The organism is Streptomyces abyssomicinicus, assembly GCF_008974245.1.
Lineage (GTDB): Bacteria > Actinomycetota > Actinomycetes > Streptomycetales > Streptomycetaceae > Streptomyces > Streptomyces abyssomicinicus.
This window is the reverse complement of the sequence record NZ_BBZI01000013.1, coordinates 286,280-306,361: the sequence shown is the minus strand read 5'-3', so window position 1 is coordinate 306,361 and position 20,082 is coordinate 286,280. Positions and strand designations below refer to the sequence as shown.

At 73.1% G+C, this 20,082-nt stretch carries 15 protein-coding genes; 8 read left to right on the top strand and 7 right to left on the bottom strand.

What is annotated here, in order from left to right; translation table 11 throughout:
• Positions 1 to 108: 108 nt before the first annotated feature.
• The 5 genes from GBN72_RS30565 to GBN72_RS30545 form a co-directional block, all read right to left on the bottom strand.
• Complete coding sequence (locus GBN72_RS30565; protein WP_151775179.1) at positions 109 to 1,419, bottom strand: DUF58 domain-containing protein; 1,311 nt, start codon at positions 1,417 to 1,419, stop codon at positions 109 to 111.
• On the bottom strand, positions 1,419 to 2,348 hold the full coding sequence (locus GBN72_RS30560; protein WP_151775221.1) for an AAA family ATPase: 930 nt from the start codon (positions 2,346 to 2,348) through the stop codon (positions 1,419 to 1,421). Before GBN72_RS30560 ends, GBN72_RS30565 begins: the two co-directional genes overlap by 1 nt.
• Before the next feature lie 98 nt (positions 2,349 to 2,446).
• A complete protein-coding gene (locus GBN72_RS30555) occupies positions 2,447 to 3,652 on the bottom strand; it encodes a DUF4350 domain-containing protein (protein ID WP_151775178.1) in 1,206 nt (401 codons plus the stop codon).
• Positions 3,649 to 4,383, bottom strand: coding sequence for a DUF4129 domain-containing protein (locus tag GBN72_RS30550; protein ID WP_151775177.1), 735 nt, complete (start codon positions 4,381 to 4,383; stop codon positions 3,649 to 3,651). The genes GBN72_RS30555 and GBN72_RS30550 overlap by 4 nt, the downstream gene beginning before the upstream one ends.
• A gap of 4 nt (positions 4,384 to 4,387) precedes the next feature.
• The gene (locus GBN72_RS30545) at positions 4,388 to 5,593 is read right to left on the bottom strand and encodes a hypothetical protein (protein WP_151775176.1); all 1,206 of its coding nucleotides are present in this window, start codon (positions 5,591 to 5,593) and stop codon (positions 4,388 to 4,390) included.
• A gap of 172 nt (positions 5,594 to 5,765) precedes the next feature.
• On the opposite strand from GBN72_RS30545, the gene mtnA reads away from it, so the two are divergent.
• From mtnA to GBN72_RS30510, 7 genes are all read left to right on the top strand, one after another.
• Positions 5,766 to 6,866 (top strand): S-methyl-5-thioribose-1-phosphate isomerase, encoded by a 1,101-nt coding sequence (mtnA, locus tag GBN72_RS30540; RefSeq protein WP_246213003.1) that lies wholly within the window; start codon positions 5,766 to 5,768, stop codon positions 6,864 to 6,866.
• Between the two features lie 136 nt (positions 6,867 to 7,002).
• The gene (mtrA, locus tag GBN72_RS30535) at positions 7,003 to 7,692 is read left to right on the top strand and encodes a two-component system response regulator MtrA (protein WP_277350888.1); all 690 of its coding nucleotides are present in this window, start codon (positions 7,003 to 7,005) and stop codon (positions 7,690 to 7,692) included.
• Position 7,693: 1 nt separating this feature from the next.
• Positions 7,694 to 9,895 (top strand): MtrAB system histidine kinase MtrB, encoded by a 2,202-nt coding sequence (gene mtrB, locus GBN72_RS30530; RefSeq protein WP_170315374.1) that lies wholly within the window; start codon positions 7,694 to 7,696, stop codon positions 9,893 to 9,895.
• A 4-nt stretch (positions 9,896 to 9,899) separates the two neighbouring features.
• On the top strand, positions 9,900 to 11,951 hold the full coding sequence (locus tag GBN72_RS35670; protein ID WP_246213014.1) for an LpqB family beta-propeller domain-containing protein: 2,052 nt from the start codon (positions 9,900 to 9,902) through the stop codon (positions 11,949 to 11,951).
• A 109-nt stretch (positions 11,952 to 12,060) separates the two neighbouring features.
• A complete protein-coding gene (locus GBN72_RS30520; protein ID WP_151775174.1) occupies positions 12,061 to 12,825 on the top strand; it encodes a ComF family protein in 765 nt (254 codons plus the stop codon).
• A 371-nt stretch (positions 12,826 to 13,196) separates the two neighbouring features.
• Entirely contained in the window at positions 13,197 to 13,895 is a 699-nt protein-coding gene (hpf, locus tag GBN72_RS30515; RefSeq protein ID WP_439959833.1) for a ribosome hibernation-promoting factor, HPF/YfiA family, read from the top strand.
• 214 nt (positions 13,896 to 14,109) lie between these two features.
• Positions 14,110 to 14,856: a response regulator gene (locus tag GBN72_RS30510; protein ID WP_151775172.1), complete on the top strand. Its 747-nt coding sequence runs from the start codon at positions 14,110 to 14,112 to the stop codon at positions 14,854 to 14,856.
• A 98-nt stretch (positions 14,857 to 14,954) separates the two neighbouring features.
• On the opposite strand, the gene GBN72_RS30505 is transcribed toward GBN72_RS30510, so the two are convergent.
• The gene (locus GBN72_RS30505; RefSeq protein WP_246213002.1) at positions 14,955 to 16,163 is read right to left on the bottom strand and encodes a winged helix-turn-helix domain-containing protein; all 1,209 of its coding nucleotides are present in this window, start codon (positions 16,161 to 16,163) and stop codon (positions 14,955 to 14,957) included.
• A gap of 92 nt (positions 16,164 to 16,255) precedes the next feature.
• Complete coding sequence (locus GBN72_RS30500; protein ID WP_151775171.1) at positions 16,256 to 16,879, bottom strand: GNAT family N-acetyltransferase; 624 nt, start codon at positions 16,877 to 16,879, stop codon at positions 16,256 to 16,258.
• A gap of 314 nt (positions 16,880 to 17,193) precedes the next feature.
• Between GBN72_RS30500 and secA the strand changes: the two genes are divergently transcribed.
• Complete coding sequence (secA, locus tag GBN72_RS30495) at positions 17,194 to 20,004, top strand: preprotein translocase subunit SecA (protein WP_151775170.1); 2,811 nt, start codon at positions 17,194 to 17,196, stop codon at positions 20,002 to 20,004.
• Positions 20,005 to 20,082 lie beyond the last annotated feature (78 nt).

The following is a 20,082-nucleotide window of genomic DNA, read 5'->3' as shown; positions in this document are numbered from 1 at the left end:
TACCTTTGGTGCGGGGCTTTCCGCATTTCCGGACACGTTTCGGATGGACGAGAAGTGCGGCTGAAAAAAGGGGGGTGCCCACAGCGGGCACCCCCCTTTTTTTTGGCTCTACAGCCGTCCCGCTGCCTTGAGTGCGAGATACGCGTCGGCGAGGGCCGGCGCGAGGTCGTCGGGTGTGGCGTCGACGACGGTGACGCCGTGGCGGCGGAGCTGTTCGGCGACGTGGTGGCGTTCCTCCTGGGCCTGCGCGGCGGAGGCGGCGTCGTAGACGGCTTCCGGCGTGCCGCGGCCCTTGGCCATCTCGGCGACGTGCGGGTCGGCGACCGAGGCGACCAGCAGGGTGTGCTGCTGCGTCAGGCGGTTGAGGACGGGAAGCAGGCCCTGTTCCACGGCGGCCCGGTCGAGAGAGGTCAGGAGGACGATGAGGGCGCGTCGAGGCGCTGCCGCGATGGCGGCGGTGGCGAGGCCCCGGGCGTCGGTCTCCACCAGCTCGGGCTCCAGGTTGGCCATCACGGCCACGAGGGAGGCAAGCAGGTCGTCGGCGGTGTGGCCTTGGACGCGCGCCCGTACGCGGCGGTCGTAGGCGAGGAACCCGACCCGGTCGCCGGCCTTGGAGGCGAGGGCGGCGAGCAGCAGGGCGGCGTCCATGGAGGAGTCCAGCCGCGGTGCGTCGCCGACCCGGCCGGCTGACGTGCGGCCGGTGTCGAGGACCAGGTGGACGTGCCGGTCCCTTTCAGGGCGCCAGGTCCGGACGGCGACGGTCTGCTGCCGGGCGGTGGCCCGCCAGTCGATGGAGCGGGTGTCGTCGCCGGGGACGTACTCGCGCAGGCTGTCGAACTCGGTGCCCTCGCCGCGGGTGAGGAGGCTGGTGCGGCCGTCCAGCTCGCGCAGGCGGGCCAGTTTGGACGGCAGGTGCTTGCGGCTGTGGAACGGAGGCAGCACCCGCACGGCCCAGGGCACCTGGTGAGTGCCCTGGCGGGTCCAGAGCCCCAGCGGGCCGTACGAGCGGATCGTCACCCGGTCCGGAGTGCGGTCGCCGCGGCGGGTGGGGCGCAGGCGGGTGGTGACCCGGCGGCGTTCACCGGCGGGCACCTCGAGGACGTGCCGTGAGGCGGCGGCCTCGGTGCCCGCCGGCCAGCTGCTGGGCGGCCAGGCGTCCCGCAGGCGGCCACGCAGCGGGCGCCGGGTCGCGTTGGTGACGGTGAGGGTGACCTCGGCGGTGTCGCCGAGGCGCACCGAGGTGTCGCCGGAGCGGCTCAGGCGCAGGCGGCGGACGGGGGCAGCCAGGGCGAAGTCGCAGGCGCAGGCCGCCGCCAGGGCGCCGTTCACGGCGAGCACACCGGTCCAGCCCGGTTCCAGCAGGCCGACCGGGAGCGAGCCGATGGCCGCCAGCAGGGCGGCCCGTCCGGTGAATCCCATCAGCGCGGCACCGGGACCTGGGCGAGGACGGCGGTGATGACGGAGTCCGCGGTGACGCCCTCCATCTCGGCCTCCGGCCGCAGCTTGATCCGGTGGCGCAGGGTGGGCAGGGCGAGGGCCTTCACGTCGTCGGGGATGACGTAGTCGCGGCCGGTGAGCCAGGCCCAGGCGCGGGCCGTGGCGAGCAGGGCGGTGGCGCCGCGCGGGGAGACGCCGAGGGCCAGCGAGGGCGACTCGCGGGTGGCGCGGCAGACGTCGACCACGTAGGCGGCTATGTCGGGGGAGACCGTGGTCTTCGCGACGGCGGCGCGGGCGGCCTCGATGTCGGCGGCGGTGGCCACCGGGCGGAGGCCGGCGGCGTTCAGGTCGCGCGGGTCGAAGCCGGAGGCGTGCCGGGTGAGGACGTCGATCTCGTCCTGCCGGGACGGCAGCGGCACCGTGAGCTTGAGGAGGAAGCGGTCGAGCTGGGCCTCCGGCAGGGGGTAGGTGCCCTCGTACTCGACGGGGTTCTGGGTCGCGGCGACCAGGAAGGGCTCGGGCAGCGGCCTCGGGGTGCCGTCGACGGTGACCTGGCGTTCCTCCATGGCCTCCAGGAGGGAGGACTGGGTCTTGGGAGGGGTGCGGTTGATCTCGTCGGCGAGCATCAGGTTGGTGAAGACCGGGCCCGGCTGGAAGGAGAACTCGGCGTTGCGGGTGTCGTAGACCAGCGAGCCGGTGACGTCCGCGGGCATCAGGTCGGGGGTGAACTGGACGCGCTTGGTGTCGAGCCGCAGCGAGGCCGCGAGGGAGCGGACCAGGAGGGTCTTGGCGACGCCGGGGACACCCTCGAGGAGGACGTGGCCGCGGCAGAGCAGGGCGACCACCAGGCCGGTGACGGCCGGGTCCTGGCCGACGACGGCCTTGCCGATCTCTGCGCGCAGGCTCTCCAGGGCGGCCCGCGGGTCGCCGGAGGTCGCGGTGGTCCCGGTGGTCCCGGCCGTCGGGGTGGGCTGCCAGGAGCCGGGGGTGATGTCAGCGGTCGGGTCCGTCATGGACGGCTTACCTCTCTTTCGAGGGCGTCGAGTCGGTCGGCGAGGGAGACGAGGGCCGCGTCGTCGCCGGGCGGCGGGCCGAAGAGGAGGTCCTGGAGGCCGGCTGCCTGGGCCGGGTCGTTGATGCGGGCGGCCACGGCGGGCAGCAGCGCCTCGGCGGCGTGGGCCCTGGCGGCCGGGACGCCGGTCAGCGGGGCCAGGCGCAGCCGTGTCGCCGTGCGCAGGGCCTCGGCGGCGCGGTCGCGGGCCTTGGCCGCGTGGTAGAGGCGGGCGCGGCCCTCGGTGGTCTCGGAGGCGCGGACGACCACGGGCAGTCGCTCGGCGACCAGCGGGCCGAAGCGGCGTCCGCGCCACAGGGCGGCGACGACGGCGGCGAGGAAGAGCTGGAAGGTACCCCAGAGCCAGCCGGACGGCATCAGGTCGAACAGGCCCTGCTGTTCGTCGCCGGTCGTGGCGGAGGCGTCGGCGAGGGAGGGGATGTACCAGACGAGGTCGGGCCGTGAGCCGAGGAGGTTCATGGCCAGGGAGGCGTTGCCGTGCTCGTCGAGGCGGTCGTTGATCAGGAAGGCCGGTGATCCGACGACCACCGTGTCGCCGCCGGGGTTGCCGGGGTCGCCGGGGGTCTCGGCGGGGACGCGGACGAGGGTCGGGAGGCCGTCGCTGGGGTAGCAGGAGTCGGCGTCCGGGGCGTCGACGCGGTAGCGGATGCCGGTGGTCTCCGCGGTGCCGGCGTCTTCGGCGGCCGGCAGGGCGCAGGAGGGGGCGGCGGTGTCGTCGAAGGCCGGGGTGAGGTCGGCGGTGACGCCGGGGACGAGTGCCGGGGTGGAGACGTCGGGGGCGATCAGCAGCAGGCGGCCGCCGGTGCCGGTGGTGGCCTCGCGGACCGCGGTGAGCTGGGCCTCGGTGAGGAGGTCGGGCACGGCGACCACCAGGGTGGTGTCGGGCCCGGTGGCGGTGGTGGCCTCGGCGAGGGTGGTGACCACGCGGGTGTCGACGCCGTGGCCGCGGAGGATCTCGGCGACGGCGCGGGCGCCGTTCGGGCCGGGGGAGCGGGGGTCGAGCGGACCGTGGTCGTCGGCGCGGGTGGCGGCCAGGGCGATGCCGGCGACGACGAGGGCGACCAGGCCGAGCAGGACGCCGCGGCCGCGGGCCCACAGGTGCCGCGCGGTGGGTGAGGTGGAGGTGCTTGCGGTGGTGCTCATACGGCGGCTCCCGGGCTGGTCCAGCCGCCGCCCGCCGGGCCTGCGCCGTCGGTGAGCAGCGGCTTGGCCTTCCGCAGCTCCTCGTCGAGGCGGGCGGTGCGCCGGTAGGTGTCCTCGACGGCGGTGCGGCCGCCGTAGGTGACGTCGTCGAAGTCGCGGGCGGCGGTGCGCAGCCGGTCCGCGTGGCCGGGCAGGGCGCGGCCCGCCTCGGCGGCGGCCTCGTCGGCGGTGCGGCCGGGGCGGGCGTCGAGCAGGGCGCGTTCCTCCAGGGAGCGGACCACGGCCCGGGTGCGTTCCTGGACGGCGCGGGACCAGTCGCCGCGGGCGGCGGCCTCCTCGGCGGCCTCACGGTGTTCGGCGGCGCTGCGGGGGCCGTCCGTGAAGAGGGCTTCCTCCTCGGCGGCCTTCGGGCGGCGTCCGGGCAGGCCGAGGCGCATCGCCAGCAGGATCAGGACGAGCAGCAGGCCGCCGCCGACGACCCACAGGCCGGTGTGTCCGCCGGGCGCGACGGAGGCGGCCCGGTCGAGGAGGTCGGAGATGCCTTCCCAGACCCATTTGACGGCACGTTCGAACAGCCCGGGGTCGTCCTGGTGGTAGATGCCTTCGGACAGTTCCCTCTCGGCCTCCTCCCGCGCGGGGTCGCGCGGGAGGGTGACCGGAGGTTCGCCGTCGTGCGTGGTGTGTGCGGCGGCCACGAGGAGCGCGGCCGGAATTCCCCCCGCCCAGCTCACCCCATCAGCTCCCCGCGCCCGGGGCGGAGCCGGAGGCGCGCGCGAGCTCCAGGTCGAGGGCCTCGCGGCGGATGCGGCGGTCGATGTAGAGGAGCACGGTCACGCCCGCGGTGATGGGCAGGGTGACGGTCGTGGCGAACATGCCGCCGATGCCGGTGAAGACGTAGTAGAGCGGTCCGAACTCGGCGGTGCCGCCGCCGAGGAAGGAACCCAGCGACATGCCGCTCATCGACATGCCGACGAGTTCGAACGGCACCGCGATGACGAAGGAGACGAAGGCGGTGATCAGGTTGGTGAGCGCCAGGATGCCGAAGATCCGCCACCAGGAGCCCTGCACGAGCTTGGCCGAGCGGGTCATGGACCGGAGCACCGGCTGCTTCTCGAGGATCAGGGCGGGTGAGGACAGGGCCCACCGGATGTAGATCCAGGCGGACAGCGCGACGGCGGGGAAGATGCCGAAGAAGATCAGCAGTCCGCCCCCGACGGCGGAGCCGCCGAGCCCCACGAGGATGCCGGGGAGCAGGCAGGCGACGAAGACCACCGCGACGGCCAGGGGGATCAGCAGGACCAGACCGAGCAGCCGCAGCGCCTGGGGCCTGGAACTCTGCCATGCCTGCCGCACGGTCGCGGGCCGGCCGAGGACGGCCTGGCTGGTCACCGGGGTGAGCAGCGCGGTCGCCGTGGCGTGGCCGATCACGCCGACCAGCAGCAGGACGAACGAGGCGAGCATCGACTGCCCCATGAGGGAGGTGTACTCCTCGCCGCCCATGGTGATCGGGTCGGCGTTCAGGGACGCGGTGGTGATGTCGTTCAGCAGGAAGATGTTGAGCAGGACGACGACGGTCTGGGTGACCGCGGCGACGACCAGGGAGATGCCGAGGACGGGGCGCCAGTAGGTGCGCATGGTGGTGACGGCGCCGTCGAGGATCTCGCCGAGGCCGATCGGGCGCAGCGGGATGACGCCGGGCTTCGGCGCGGGCGGCGGGCCCCAGGAGGGCCCTCCGGGGACGCCGTGGTGGCCGCCGCCGTGGCCGCCGCCGTAGGGGCCGCCCTGCTGGGGGGTGCCCGGGTACGGGCCTGCGGGAGGTCCGGGCTGGGGCGGGACGGCGGGGGGTGGCTGTTCCTTGGACCACTGGGCACCCGGCTGGTCGCCGCCGGGGCTTCCGGCCGGAGATGATCCGGGCGAGGTCCAGCCCGGAGAGTCGTTCATCGTCGCTCCTTCAGGGTGCTGCCCGCGGATCACGGCGCAGGTCAGGTCATCGTGCCATGTGCACGTCGGCGGGTGGGCGGGGCGGGGGCGATCGGGACGGGACCGAGACAGTGGGCGCTGCGCGGCGGAGAACGCCTTCTTGGCGGGCCGGATCCGGGGCAGACTGACAGACATGGCGGATCACGGCGTGCGACCTGGCGGCAGTGGACGGACCGACGGCATACCCATGATCCCGGCGCTGCGCTGGGAGGAACCTCCGGAGGGGCCGGTGCTGGTGCTCCTCGACCAGACCCGGTTGCCGGCGGAGGAGTCGGAGCTGGTCTGTACGGACGCGGCGGCGCTGGTCGCGGCGATCCGTTCGCTCGCGGTGCGCGGGGCTCCGCTGCTGGGCATCGCGGGCGCGTACGGGGTGGCGCTGGCCGCGGTGCGCGGTTTCGACGTGGAGCAGGCGGCCGCGGCGCTGGCGGGGGCGCGGCCCACGGCCGCCAACCTGGCGGCGGGGGTGCGGCGGGCCAAGGGGGCGTACGACGCGGCGCTGGTGGCGGGCGACGGCCCGGCCGGGGCCGCGCGGGCGGCACTCGGGGCGGCGCGGGCGCTGCACCGGGAGGACGCGGACGCCTCGGCGGGCATGGCGGCGCGCGGGCTGACGTTGCTGGACGAGCTGCGGCCGGGTGGCGGGCACCGGATCCTGACGCACTGCAACACGGGCGCGCTGGTGTCGGGCGGTGAGGGCACGGCGTTCGGTGTGGCGCTGGCGGCGCACCGGGCGGGGCGGCTGCGCAGGCTGTGGGTGGACGAGACGCGGCCGCTGCTGCAGGGGGCGCGGCTGACCGCGTGGGAGGCCGCGCGGCAGCGGATGGCGTACACGCTGCTCGCCGACGGCGCGGCGGGTTCGCTGTTCGCGGCGGGGGAGGTGGACGCCGTGGTGGTGGGGGCGGACCGGATCGCGGCGGACGGGTCGGTGGCCAACAAGGTGGGCACGTATCCGCTGGCGGTGCTGGCGCGGTACCACCACGTGCCGTTCCTGGTGGTGGCGCCGTGGACGACGGTGGACGTGGGGACGCCGGACGGGGCGTCGGTCGAGGTGGAGCAGCGGGCGGGGCGTGAGGTGACCGAGATCGGGGGTGCGGTGGTGGCTCCGCTGGGGACGCGGGCGTACAACCCGGCGTTCGACGTGACGCCGGCGGAGCTGGTGACGGCGATCGTCACCGAGCGGGGGGTGCTGTCGCCGGTGACGGCGGAGGGCATTGCCGCCCTGGAGGGCGGGGCGTAGGGTCCGGCGGCGCGTGCCGCAAGCCGTCCGCGTACGGTTCCGGGTACGGACCACGGTCGTGCCGGTGTGGGCGGCGCGGGGTGGACCACACGTGACCTCGCTCACCAAGCGTCCCGGTCACCGTTATCGGAATGGGATGATGTGGTTTATGAAGGGACGAGTCCTTGTCGTCGATGACGACACCGCACTGGCCGAGATGCTCGGAATCGTGCTGCGAGGGGAAGGCTTCGAGCCTGCGTTCGTGGCCGACGGCGACAAGGCGCTGGCCGCTTTCCGGGAGGCGAAGCCCGATCTGGTGCTGCTGGACCTGATGCTGCCCGGGAGGGACGGCATCGAGGTGTGCCGGCAGATCCGGGCGGAGTCGGGTGTGCCGATCGTGATGCTGACCGCGAAGAGCGACACCGTGGACGTGGTGGTGGGGCTGGAGTCCGGCGCCGACGACTACGTGGTGAAGCCGTTCAAGCCGAAGGAGCTGGTGGCCCGTATCCGGGCGCGGCTGCGGAGGTCGGAGGAGCCCGCTCCGGAGCAGCTGACCATCGGCGACCTGGTGATCGACGTGGCCGGGCACTCGGTGAAGCGGGACGGCCAGGCCATCGCGCTGACGCCGCTGGAGTTCGACCTGCTGGTCGCGCTCGCCCGCAAGCCGTGGCAGGTGTTCACCCGCGAGGTGCTTCTGGAGCAGGTGTGGGGTTACCGCCACGCCGCGGACACCCGGCTGGTCAACGTGCACGTGCAGCGTCTGCGCTCCAAGGTCGAGAAGGATCCGGAGCACCCGGAGATCGTGGTGACCGTGCGCGGTGTCGGCTACAAGGCCGGGCCGAGCTGACGTGCCCGCGGTTCTGCTCTCGGGCGGGCTGCTGCAGGGCGGCGTCCAGGGCAGTCCGGTCCTGAGGCTGTTGCTGCGCTGGGTCCGTCGGCCGCTGCTGCCCGTCATACGTCTGTGGCGGCGCAACATCCAGCTCAAGGTGATCGTCACCACGCTGCTGATGTCGCTCGGCGTGGTGCTCATGCTGGGCTTCGTGGTGATCGGGCAGGTCCGCAACGGTCTGCTCGACGCGAAGGTGAACGCCGCGCAGAGCCAGGCGGTCGGCGGTTTCGCGGCGGCCAAGGTGCGTGCCGACGAGGCGGCGAGCCTGACGTCGGGCGGCGCGGCGGCCGAGGTGTCCGGGACGGACGAGGCGGCCTCGCCGAGCCCGGTCCAGTGGACCAACGACCTGGTCGACGCCCTGTCCAGCGGTGGGCAGGGCGCCTACGACGTGGTGACCCTGCCGGTCGAGGACGCCTTCGCCAGTCCGCGGTCCTCCGGCACCGTCGACGCCAACGCGTCGATACCGGAGGCGCTGCGGGAGCGGCTTGAGCGCAGTCCGCTGGCCGCGCAGAGCTACACGCGGGTCGTGTACAAGGAAGGCAAGGTTTCCCAGCCGGCGCTGGTCATCGGCAAGCAGATCAACGATCCGGACGGTGAGCCGTACCAGCTGTACTTCCTCTTCCCGCTGACGCAGGAGGAGAAGTCGCTGAGCCTGGTCAAGACCACGCTGGCGACCGCCGGGGTGTTCGTGGTGGTGCTGCTCGGCGCCATCGCCTGGCTGGTGGTGCGCCAGGTGGTCACGCCGGTGCGGATGGCGGCCGGGGTCGCCGAGCGGCTGTCGGCCGGGCGTCTGCAGGAACGCATGAAGGTCACCGGTGAGGACGACATCGCGCGGCTCGGCGAGGCCTTCAACAAGATGGCGCAGAACCTTCAGCTGAAGATCCAGCAGCTGGAGGAGCTGTCGCGGATGCAGCGGCGGTTCGTCTCCGACGTCTCCCACGAGCTGCGTACCCCGCTGACCACGGTGCGGATGGCGGCGGACGTCATCCACGAGGCGCGGGAGGACTTCGATCTGGTGACCGCGCGGTCCGCGGAACTCCTCGCCGACCAGCTCGACCGGTTCGAGTCGCTGCTGGCCGATCTGCTGGAGATCAGCCGGTTCGACGCGGGCGCCGCCGCGCTGGAGGCCGAGCCGACCGACCTGCGGGACGTGGTGCGGCGCGTGGTGGGCGGCGCGGAGCCGCTGGCCGAGCGCAAGGGCACCCGGATACGCGTGGTGGGCGACCAGCAGCCGGTCGTCGCCGAGGTCGACGCCCGGCGGGTGGAGCGGGTGCTGCGCAATCTGGTCGTCAACGCGGTCGAGCACGGCGAGGGCAAGGACGTCGTGGTGCGGCTCGCCGCGGCGGGCGGCGCGGTCGCCGTCTCGGTCCGCGACTACGGCGTGGGTCTCAAGCCCGGTGAGGCGACCCGGGTGTTCAGCAGGTTCTGGCGGGCCGACCCGGCGCGTGCCCGGACCACCGGCGGTACCGGCCTGGGGCTGTCGATAGCCCTGGAGGACGCCCGGCTGCACGGTGGCTGGCTCCAGGCGTGGGGCGAGCCCGGTGGCGGATCGCAGTTCCGGCTGACGCTGCCGCGTACCGCGGACGAGCCGCTCCGTGGCTCCCCGATACCGCTGGAGCCGCGCGACTCCCGGCAGTCCCGCCGCGCCCGTGAGGCGGCGCGGGCCGGGCGTCCGGTGGACGCGGCCGGTGTGACCTCGTCGTCGGCGCACGGCGGTGGCGGGGCGAGCGTGCCCGTGCAGCCGGTCGGCGACCGGCTGCCGCCGCGGGACGCGTCGGCGGGCCGGCGGCACGGGGCGGCGGCCGACCCGGCCGCGCTGCCCGGCAGCAGCGCGCGGGTGGTGTCCTGCCCGTCGGTGCCGGCCCAGCCGTCCGGCGGCCGCCCGTCGGCGGCGACGGCCCGGACGGGTGACGGAGCGGCGGCGGACGCCGCGCGCGACGCCGCGGACGGCCGGAACGGCGACGTGGCGGGCGACGACCGGGTGGTCGACGACCGGGCGGAGGGCCGCAGGGACGGCCGGGCGCACGGACCTGTGACCGGACCTGTGACCGGACCGGTGGCCGGACGGACGACCGGGCGGACGGGCGCGGTGGGGCCGGAGCGGACGGATTCCGGGCCGGGCGCCCCGGTGGAGCAGGAAGAGGCGACTCGTGGGCACTGAACGCCTGGACAGGGGCCGCGCGGGCCGCGGCCGGGGAGGACCGGGGCGGGTGGTGGCGGCAGCGGCGTGCGGCGTCGTGCTGCTCGCCGGCTGCGCGTCGATGCCGGACAGCGGGGACCTGCGGGACGTGCAGTCCACGCCGCGGCAGGACGCCCAGGTCCGGGTCTTCGCCGTGCCGCCGCGCGACGGGGCCTCGCCCGAGCAGATCGTGCGCGGTTTCCTCGAGGCGCTGACCAGTGACGACCCGCGGTACGAGACGGCGCGGAAGTACCTGACCGCCGCCACCGCCCGGACCTGGCGGCCCGAGCGGTCGACCACCGTCCTCGCCAACGGCCCCACGCCGCAGCCGAGGCAGTCCGGCCCGCGGGAGGACCCCGACGAGCTGAACTACACCCTGTCCGGCACCCGGGTGGCCACGGTGGACGCCCAGCAGGCGTACGAACCGGCCGACGGCGAGTACCAGGAGGTCGTCAGCCTCCGCAGGGACGCCAGGACGCGGCAGTGGCGCATCGACCGGCTGCCCCAGGGCATCGTGATGGGGCAGTCCGACTTCCACCGCAACTACACCTCCGTCAGCAAGTTCTACTTCCCGGCGGACAGCGCCGAGGGCAGTGGGCGTCCGGCCGCCGTGGCCGACCCGGTGCAGGTACGCAAGGTGGACCCGCTGACCGGGATCGTGCGGGCGCTGCTGGCCGGTCCCACCGACTGGCTCGCGCCGGCCGTGCGCACCGGCTTCCCCGCCGGGGCGGGGCTGCGCGACGGCGTGAAGTCGCTGACCCCCGACGACGAGGGGCGGCTGACCGTCCCGCTCGACGCCCAGGCCCGGCGGGCGGGTCACGGCGCCTGCGAGGAGATGGCGGCGCAACTGCTGCTCACCCTCCAGGACTACACCCCGACCGGCGTGAAGTCGGTGGAGCTGACGTCCGGTGGGGACCGGCTGTGCGGACTCGACGAGAAGCGCGCCGTCCTCTACGCGCCGCACGGTACGGCCCGCCCGCCGGAGTACCTGTACTTCGTCGACGGCGAGCACCGTCTGGTGCGGATCCCCGCCGAGTACCAGGAGGCGCAGGAGCGGGGCCCCGGTGACGCGGAGGACTCCGGTGACGCGGAGGACTCCGACGAGAAGACCCCGGCCACGCCGGAGTCGGGGAAGCCGGACGACCCTGACGACCCTGAGGACCCGGGCGGCGACGGCGCGAAGAGCGATCCGTCCGCCTCCCCGGAGGGCGGGGCGGCGGCCGACGACGCGGCGCGGGCCGAGGCCGCCGGTGTCGAGCCGGTGTCGGGCGCCTTCGGCGACGGCACGACCCCGCTGCGGTCGGTGGCCGTCTCCCGTGACGAGCACACCGCGGCCGGCGTCCACCTCGACGGCAGCCGGCTGTACGTCGGCCCGCTGATGACGGAGGGCGAGGACGACGGCGCCGGGGAGCCCGTGGTGAAGAGCGCGGGCCGGTCCGAGAGCGACCGGCTGACCGCGCCCAGCTGGGACGCCCGCGGGGACCTCTGGATCGCCGACCGCGATCCCGGCGACCCCCGCCTGCTGATGCTGCCCGGCGGGACCCGCAAGCCCGTCGAGGTGCACGTGCAGGGCCTGGACGGCCGGATCGAGGCCGTCCGCGTCGCGGCGGACGGGGTGCGGATCGCGTTGGTGGTCGCCAAGGACGACAAGCGGTCGCTGTGGATCGGGCGGATCGACCGGCGGACCGACCGGGGCGGCACCCAGGACCGGCCGGTCGTGTCGGTGCTGGAGCCGCGGGTGGTCGCGCCGCGCTTCGAGGACGTCGCCGCCATGTCCTGGGCGGGCGCGGGCCAACTGGTCGTCGCCGGACGGGAGCAGGGCGGCGTGCAGCAGATGCGGTACGTGCGGGTCGACGGGTCGGCGGTGGCCGGTATGGCGCCGGTGGCGCTCTCCGGGGTGCGGGAGATCGCCGCGTCGGAGGACGAGCGACTGCCGCTGACGGCGTACTCCGGGACCGACGGGCTGGTACGGCTGCCGTCGGGGGCGCAGTGGAAACAGATCGTCACGAAGGCCATGAGTCCGGTATATCCCGGCTGAGCGAGGGGCCCGGAGTTGTCCACAGGCGGGGTCCGGTCGGTCGACCGGGCCCCGCCGGGGTTTTCCACAGGCCTGCGCGGGGATCGCGTCCGGGGCGCACAGTGGCCTCATGAGGGAATGGTGGCGAGCACTCGCCGAACTGATGCTGCCCGGTGAATGCGCGGGCTGCGGAGCGCCGCGGACAGTGCTCTGCGAAGGGTGCCGGCATGCGGTCCGCCGTGGTCCGCCCCGGCCGGTGCGGCCGCGGGACGCCCCGGCGGGGCTGCCGCCGGTGTGGGCGGCCGTTCCGTACGCCGACGCGGTGCGGTCCGTGCTGCTGGCGCACAAGGAGCGCGGGGCGCTGCCGCTGGCGGCGCCGCTGGGCGAGGCACTGGCCGGTGCGGTGAGGGCGGCGCTGGGCGGGACGCAGGGTGGGGCGTCGGCCGGGGCGGGCGGGCCGCGGGCCTCCGGTGGAGGTGGTGTCCGGGACGGGCCGGTGGTGCTGGTGCCCGTGCCGTCGGCGCGGCGGGCGGTGCGGGAGCGGGGGCACGACCCGGCGCGGCGGATCGCCGTCGCCGCGGCGGGCGCGCTGCGGCGGTCGGGGACGCCCGCGCGGACCGCGGCGGTGCTGCGGCAGCGGCGGGCGGTGGCCGATCAGACCGGGCTGGACGCCGCCGGACGGCTCGCCAACCTGGACGGGGCCCTGGAACTGCGGCCCGGCGCGGCCGCGCTGCTCCCGGCGTCCGGACGGCTGCTGGTGGTGGACGACGTGACGACCACCGGGGCCTCCGTCGCCGAGGCGGCCCGGGTACTGAGAACGGCCGCCGAAAGGAAGGGAACAGGCGTTCCCTTTGCCGCGGCGGTGGTCGCGGCATCACCAGGATTCTTCGTTTGAAACCGGAACCGATTGAAATTCTTCGAATGCCCGGGAGTTGGTTGAAACAGTCAACCGAACTGGCGGTGAGCTGCGGATATGGACAGGGTTAATTCACCGGAACGGAGGTAAGTGGCGTTAACGGGTGACGACATCGCGCCGGGCGAGATATGTTCGGTAGTGAGGGAAAAGGCGCAGGCCATGCCCCTCTTGTCGCAATGCCGAGCCACGGGATTTCCTGCCCGTCCCGGCCCTCCCCGGGATGGGTGACGCACCCGTGGGGGAGGAGGAGGTGGAGTCACCGAGTCCGAGGTTCCGGTGGTCATCCGGAACCTGGTGCGATTGGGAGAGGTTCCGCCGGTGAGGCGGGCGATCCGGGAACGGAGTTCTGCGTGGACATCGTCGTCAAGGGCCGCAAGACCGAGGTGCCCGAGCGGTTCCGTAAGCACGTGGCCGAGAAGCTGAACCTGGAGAAGATCCAGAAGCTCGACGGCAAGGTGATGAGCCTCGACGTCGAGGTGTCCAAGGAGCACAACCCGCGGCAGGCCGACCGCAAGGACCGGGTCGAGATCACGCTCCGTTCCCGCGGTCCGGTGATCCGCGCGGAGGCGTCCGCCGCCGACCCGTACGCCGCGCTCGACCTGGCGGCGGAGAAGCTGAGCGCGCGGCTGCGCAAGGAGCACGACAAGCGCTACACGCGGCGCGGCGTGGGCCGGGTCCCGGCCGCCGAGGTGGCCAGCCACGTGCCGGACGCCGCCACCCTGGACGCCAACGGCGCGGTGGTGCCGTCCTACGAGGAGACGGAGGCGGTGCCGACCAAGCGGATCGGCTCCCTGGAGGTCCAGGGCGAAGGACCCCTCGTGGTCCGCGAGAAGAACCACGTGGCCGCCCCCATGAGCCTCGACCAGGCGCTCTACGAGATGGAGCTGGTCGGCCACGACTTCTACCTCTTCGTGGACTCCGAGACGAAGGAACCCAGCGTCGTCTACCGGCGGCACGCCTACGACTACGGCGTGATCCACCTGCGCACCGACCCGATGGTGGTCAACGGCGAGCCCTCCCCGGACGCGGGCGGGACGCTCGGCGGCTGACGTCCGCAGGTGCCGGTGGTGCCCCTGGTGGGTGCGTGCGAATGCGCCCTCAGGGGCACCGTTATGCGCCCCCGTGCGACCGGGCGCGGTGCTGCGGTCGGCTCATCGCCGGTCCGGGCATGGAATCATGGCCACACGGCCCAACGGGCTGTTCACCGCCACGTGTTGACCGGCGGCGGGGAGGAACAGGCCTCAGCCTCATGGGGGAGGAACGATGGCGGACACCTTCGGACCGATGCGGGACGGGGGCGCCGGCGACAGCATGCCCGGCACCGAGCCGGCCGCGGCCGGAGGGCGCGAGGAGCCCATCCGGGTCCTGGTGGTGGACGATCACGCGCTCTTCCGGCGAGGCCTGGAGATCGTGCTGGCCGCCGAGGAGGACATCCAGGTGGTCGGTGAGGCCGGTGACGGCGCGGAGGCCGTGGACAAGGCGGCCGACCTGCTCCCCGACATCGTCCTGATGGACGTCCGCATGCCGCGCCGCGGCGGTATCGAGGCCTGCACCTCGATCAAGGAGGTCGCCCCCAGCGCCAAGATCATCATGCTGACGATAAGCGACGAGGAGGCCGACCTCTACGACGCCATCAAGGCCGGCGCCACGGGCTACCTCCTCAAGGAGATCTCCACCGACGAGGTGTCCACCGCGATCCGCGCGGTCGCCGACGGGCAGTCCCAGATCAGCCCCTCGATGGCCTCCAAGCTGCTCACCGAGTTCAAGTCGATGATCCAGCGCACCGACGAGCGGCGGCTGGTGCCGGCGCCGCGGCTCACCGACCGTGAGCTTGAGGTCCTCAAGCTGGTCGCCACCGGGATGAACAACCGGGACATCGCCAAGGAGCTGTTCATCTCCGAGAACACCGTGAAGAACCACGTGCGCAACATCCTGGAGAAGCTTCAGCTGCACTCCAGGATGGAGGCCGTGGTCTACGCGATGCGGGAGAAGATCCTCGAGATCCGCTGACTCCGAGTCCCCGGGGTTCGCGGGCCGGATGCCGGGCCCCGGTCCCGCCCCCGCCCGCGGTCTCGCCCCGCGGCCTCACCCTCACCCGCGGACGTGGCTCAGGCCGTGAGGGCGTCCAGTTCGGCGACCAGGGCGTCGCGCAGCTCGGGCGGGTCCATCCGTTCCACCCGGACGTCGGCGCAGTCGACCCAGCTCGCCGCCTCGACCAGTGCCCGGGCGACGTCCGGCACCGCGCGGCGGTTCTCCATCGTCACCTGCCGGGCCACCAGGGTGCGGCCGCTGCGTGCGGGGTCGACCCGGGCGACCAGCCGCCCGCCCGCCAGCACCGGCATGGCGAAGTAGCCGTACACCCGCTTCGGCCTGGGCACGTACGCCTCCAGCCGGTGCGTGAAGCCGAAGATCCGCTCCGTGCGGGCGCGTTCCCAGATCAGGGAGTCGAACGGCGAGAGCAGTGTGGTGCGGTGGCGGCCGCGCGGCGCGGTGGCCAGGGCCTGCGGGTCGGCCCAGGCCGGGCGGCCGCCCCAGCCCTCGACGGTGACCGGCACCAGGCCCGAGCCCTCGATCACCGCGTCGACCTGGTCCCCCTTCAGCCGGTGGTAGTCCGCGATGTCGGAACGGGTACCGACGCCCAGGGCGCGGCCGGCCTGCACGACCAGGCGGCGCACGCACTCGGTGTCGTCCACGTCGTCGTGGAGCAGGTCGCCGGGGACGGCGCGTTCGGCCAGGTCGTAGACGCGCTTCCAGCCGCGCCGCTCGACGCAGACGACCTCGCCGTACATCAGGGCCCGTTCCACCGCGACCTTGGAGGCGGACCAGTCCCACCACTCGGAGGTGCGCTTCGCGCCGCCGAGTTCGGTGGCGGTCAGCGGCCCCTCCGCGCGCAGCTGCTCGATCACCTGCTCGTAGGCGCCCTGGGGCAGTTCGTGGTTCCAGTGCGGACGGGAGCGGTAGGCGCGGCGGCGGAAGGCGAAGTGCGGCCACTCCTCGATGGGCAGGACGCAGGCGGCGTGCGACCAGTACTCGAAGGAGTGGGGGCGGCCGTCGCGGTCCTTGCTCCAGTACGCCGACTCCACGGGCCCGCGGCCGACGGCGCCCAGGCGGGCGTAGGGGACGAGCTCGTGGGAGCGGGCCAGTACGGAGATGGTGTCCAGCTGGACCGCGCCGAGGTGGCGGAGGATGCCGCGGACGCCGCCGCGGCGGTCCGGGGCGCCCAGCAGCCCCTGGGCGCGCAGGGCCGTGCGCCTGGCCTCGTCGGCGGAGAGCTCGGCTACCGGGCGGGGACGAGAACGCGCAGACATGACGGCCATGGAGGCACCCTAGAGGGCCCCGCCGACAGCCGTTCCCCGGCACGGGGATCAGCCCGACAGGTCCGGGGATCAGCCCGACAGGTCCGGGGGGATCAGCCGGACAGGTCCGAGGGGATCAGGGAGGCGATCCAGGCGTCCCGCTGGCCGCCCCGGCTGAACAGGGCCTGGCGCAGGGTGCCCTCCTGCACGAAACCGCAGCGGTCGGCGACCGCGCGGGATGCCGTGTTGCCGACCTCCGCACGCCATTCGACGCGGGCGGCCTGCCGGTCGGTGAGACCCCAACGGCACAGGGCGCGGGCCGCCTCGGTCACCAGGCCGCGGCCCCGGTGCTCCTTCACGGACCAGAAGCCGAGTTCCAGGACGCCCGGGCCGCGACTCATCAGACCCAGGCAGGCCACCAGTGGGCCCTCGGCCCGCGCACCGCCGTCGCCGTGCCCGCCGTCACCGTCGCGGTGTCCGCCGTCGCCGTGCCCGCCGTCGCCGTCGCCGTCCTCGTCGGCGAGGAAGGCGCCGAAGGTGTACTCGGTGTCGCCGGCCCAGCCCTGGGGCACCATCTCCCGGACGAATCCCCGCGCGTGCTCGGCGAGGTAGGGCGAGGGCACGGTGGTCCAGTACTGGATCTCCGGGTCCTGGCAGGCCGCGAAGACGGCCCCCGCGTCGGCGGGGCCGAGCGGGCGCAGGATCAGGCGTTCGGTGGTGAGGGTGACCGGCTCCATCGCCCGATTGTGCGGTCCGGGCCGGTGGGTGGCCAGCAGATTTTCGCCCACAGTGATATCGCGGTCCGAGAGGCGGAGGTTCCCGGCAATTCGGTCACCTCGCGCGGCACTATCGGACGCTCCCACACGTTGTGTCCTGTTGGGAGCAGCTCACGGCGGCCGTCCGCCGCGGAGTTCTCCGCTCCACCGGGGCGAAGCCAGACCTCCCGGCGTGGCGGGGTCCTCGCATACGATGGCCGTTGCTCACACGTATTTGGTAAGCGAGTACCAGCAAGCGACCGTCCCAGGCCCGACCGGCAAGGAGACCAGCCCCCGTGTCCGTCCTCTCGAAGATCATGCGTGCAGGCGAAGGCAAGATCCTGCGCAAACTGCACCGCATCGCGGACCAGGTCAACTCCATCGAAGAGGACTTCGTCAACCTCTCCGACGCCGAGCTGCGAGCCCTCACCGACGAGTACCGCCAGCGGTACCAGGACGGTGAGAGCCTGGACGACCTGCTCCCCGAGGCGTTCGCCACCGTGCGCGAGGCCGCCAAGCGCGTCCTCGGCCAGCGGCACTACGACGTGCAGCTGATGGGCGGTGCCGCCCTCCACCTCGGCTACGTCGCCGAGATGAAGACCGGTGAGGGCAAGACCCTCGTCGGTACCCTGCCCGCCTACCTCAACGCGATCTCCGGCAAGGGCGTCCACCTGATCACGGTGAACGACTACCTGGCCGAGCGCGACTCCGAGATGATGGGCCGGGTCCACAAGTTCCTGGGCCTGACCGTTGGCTGCATCCTGGCGAACATGACGCCGGCCCAGCGCCGCGCGCAGTACGCCTGCGACATCACCTACGGCACCAACAACGAGTTCGGCTTCGACTACCTGCGCGACAACATGGCGTGGTCGAAGGACGAGCTGGTCCAGCGCGGCCACAACTACGCCATCGTCGACGAGGTCGACTCGATCCTCGTCGACGAGGCCCGTACCCCGCTGATCATCTCGGGCCCGGCGGACCAGGCCACCAAGTGGTACGCCGACTTCGCCAAGCTGGTCACCCGTCTCAAGAAGGGTGAGCCGGGCAACCCGCTCAAGGGCGTCTCGGAGACCGGCGACTACGACGTCGACGAGAAGAAGCGCACCGTCGCGATCCACGAGTCCGGTGTGGCGAAGGTCGAGGACTGGCTGGGCATCGACAACCTCTACGAGTCGGTGAACACCCCGCTGGTCGGCTACCTGAACAACGCCATCAAGGCCAAGGAGCTCTTCAAGAAGGACAAGGACTACGTCGTCATCGACGGCGAAGTCATGATCGTCGACGAGCACACCGGCCGTATCCTCGCCGGCCGCCGCTACAACGAGGGCATGCACCAGGCGATCGAGGCGAAGGAAGGGGTGCCGATCAAGGACGAGAACCAGACCCTCGCCACGATCACGCTGCAGAACTTCTTCCGCCTCTACGGCAAGCTCTCCGGCATGACCGGTACGGCCATGACCGAGGCCGCCGAGTTCCACCAGATCTACAAGCTCGGCGTGGTGCCGATCCCGACCAACCGGCCGATGGTCCGCAAGGACCAGTCGGACCTCATCTACCGCACCGAGGTCGCCAAGTTCGACGCGGTGGTCGACGACATCGCGGAGAAGCACACCAAGGGCCAGCCGATCCTGGTCGGTACGACCTCGGTCGAGAAGTCCGAGTACCTGTCGCAGCAGCTGTCCAAGCGCGGTGTCCAGCACGAGGTGCTGAACGCCAAGCACCACGAGCGTGAGGCGGTGATCGTCGCCCAGGCCGGCCGCCGGGGCGCCGTGACGGTCGCCACCAACATGGCCGGCCGTGGTACCGACATCAAGCTCGGCGGCAACCCCGAGGACCTCGCCGAGGCCGAGCTGCGGCAGATGGGCCTCGACCCCGAGGAGCACATCGAGGAGTGGGCCGCCGCCCTGCCGGCCGCCATGGAGCGCGCCGAGGCCGCGGTCAAGGCGGAGAAGGACGAGGTGGAGCGCCTCGGCGGTCTCTACGTCCTCGGCACCGAGCGGCACGAGTCGCGTCGTATCGACAACCAGCTGCGCGGTCGTTCCGGCCGTCAGGGCGACCCGGGCGAGTCCCGCTTCTACCTGTCGCTGGGCGACGACCTGATGCGGCTGTTCAAGGCGCAGATGGTCGAGCGCGTGATGTCCATGGCGAACGTGCCGGACGACGTGCCGATCGAGAACAAGATGGTCACCCGGGCGATCGCCTCCGCGCAGTCGCAGGTCGAGCAGCAGAACTTCGAGGCGCGCAAGAACGTCCTGAAGTACGACGAGGTGCTCAACCGGCAGCGCGAGGTCATCTACGGCGAGCGCCGCCGCGTGCTGGAGGGCGAGGACCTGCAGGAGCAGATCCAGCACTTCATGAACGACACCATCGACGCGTACGTGTCCGCGGAGACCGCCGAGGGCTTCCCGGAGGACTGGGACCTGGACCGGCTGTGGGGTGCGTTCCGCCAGCTGTACCCGGTGAAGGTGACGGTGGAGGAGCTGGAGGAGGCGGCCGGCGAGCGTGCCGGTCTGACCGCCGACTTCATCGCCGAGTCCATCAAGGACGACATCACCGAGCAGTACGAGGCGCGTGAGGCCCAGCTCGGCTCGGAGATCATGCGCGAGCTGGAGCGGCGGGTCGTGCTGTCGGTCCTGGACCGCAAGTGGCGTGAGCACCTCTACGAGATGGACTACCTCCAGGAGGGCATCGGCCTGCGGGCGATGGCGCAGAAGGACCCGCTGGTCGAGTACCAGCGCGAGGGCTTCGACATGTTCACCGCCATGATGGAGGGCATCAAGGAGGAGTCCGTCGGCTACCTGTTCAACCTGGAGGTCCAGGTCGAGCAGCAGGTCGAGGAGGTCCTGGTCTCCGACGAGGCGCCGTCGCTGTCGAAGGAGGACGCGGTTCCGGCGGGTGCCCGCCCGGAGATCCGCGCCAAGGGCCTGGAGGCGCCGCAGCGGCCGGACCGGCTGCGCTTCTCGGCGCCGACGGTGGACGGCGAGGGCGGTGTCGTCGAGGGTGAGCTCACCAGCGACGGCGAGCCGGTGCGGTCCGCGGCGGACGGCCTGACCCGCGCCGAGCGTCGCAAGCAGGCCAAGTCCTCGGGGCGTCGCCGCAAGAAGTGACGGCCGCGGGCCGGTGACGGCGAAGCGGTGAACGACCGTGGTGGACGACAGGGGCCGGGCGCGGACAGCGCCCGGCCC

Bases quoted from the DNA above. Each gene is read 5' to 3' on its own strand.
- GBN72_RS30565 (WP_151775179.1), bottom strand. From the start codon at position 1,419: ATGGGATTCACCGGACGGGCCGCCCTGCTGGCGGCCATCGGCTCGCTC.
- GBN72_RS30555 (WP_151775178.1), bottom strand. From the start codon at position 3,652: ATGAGCACCACCGCAAGCACCTCCACCTCACCCACCGCGCGGCACCTG.
- GBN72_RS30545 (WP_151775176.1), bottom strand. From the start codon at position 5,593: ATGAACGACTCTCCGGGCTGGACCTCGCCCGGATCATCTCCGGCCGGA.
- mtnA (WP_246213003.1), top strand. From the start codon at position 5,766: ATGGCGGATCACGGCGTGCGACCTGGCGGCAGTGGACGGACCGACGGC.
- mtrA (WP_277350888.1), top strand. From the start codon at position 7,003: ATGATGTGGTTTATGAAGGGACGAGTCCTTGTCGTCGATGACGACACC.
- GBN72_RS30520 (WP_151775174.1), top strand. From the start codon at position 12,061: ATGAGGGAATGGTGGCGAGCACTCGCCGAACTGATGCTGCCCGGTGAA.
- GBN72_RS30510 (WP_151775172.1), top strand. From the start codon at position 14,110: ATGGCGGACACCTTCGGACCGATGCGGGACGGGGGCGCCGGCGACAGC.
- GBN72_RS30505 (WP_246213002.1), bottom strand. From the start codon at position 16,163: ATGGCCGTCATGTCTGCGCGTTCTCGTCCCCGCCCGGTAGCCGAGCTC.
- GBN72_RS30500 (WP_151775171.1), bottom strand. From the start codon at position 16,879: ATGGAGCCGGTCACCCTCACCACCGAACGCCTGATCCTGCGCCCGCTC.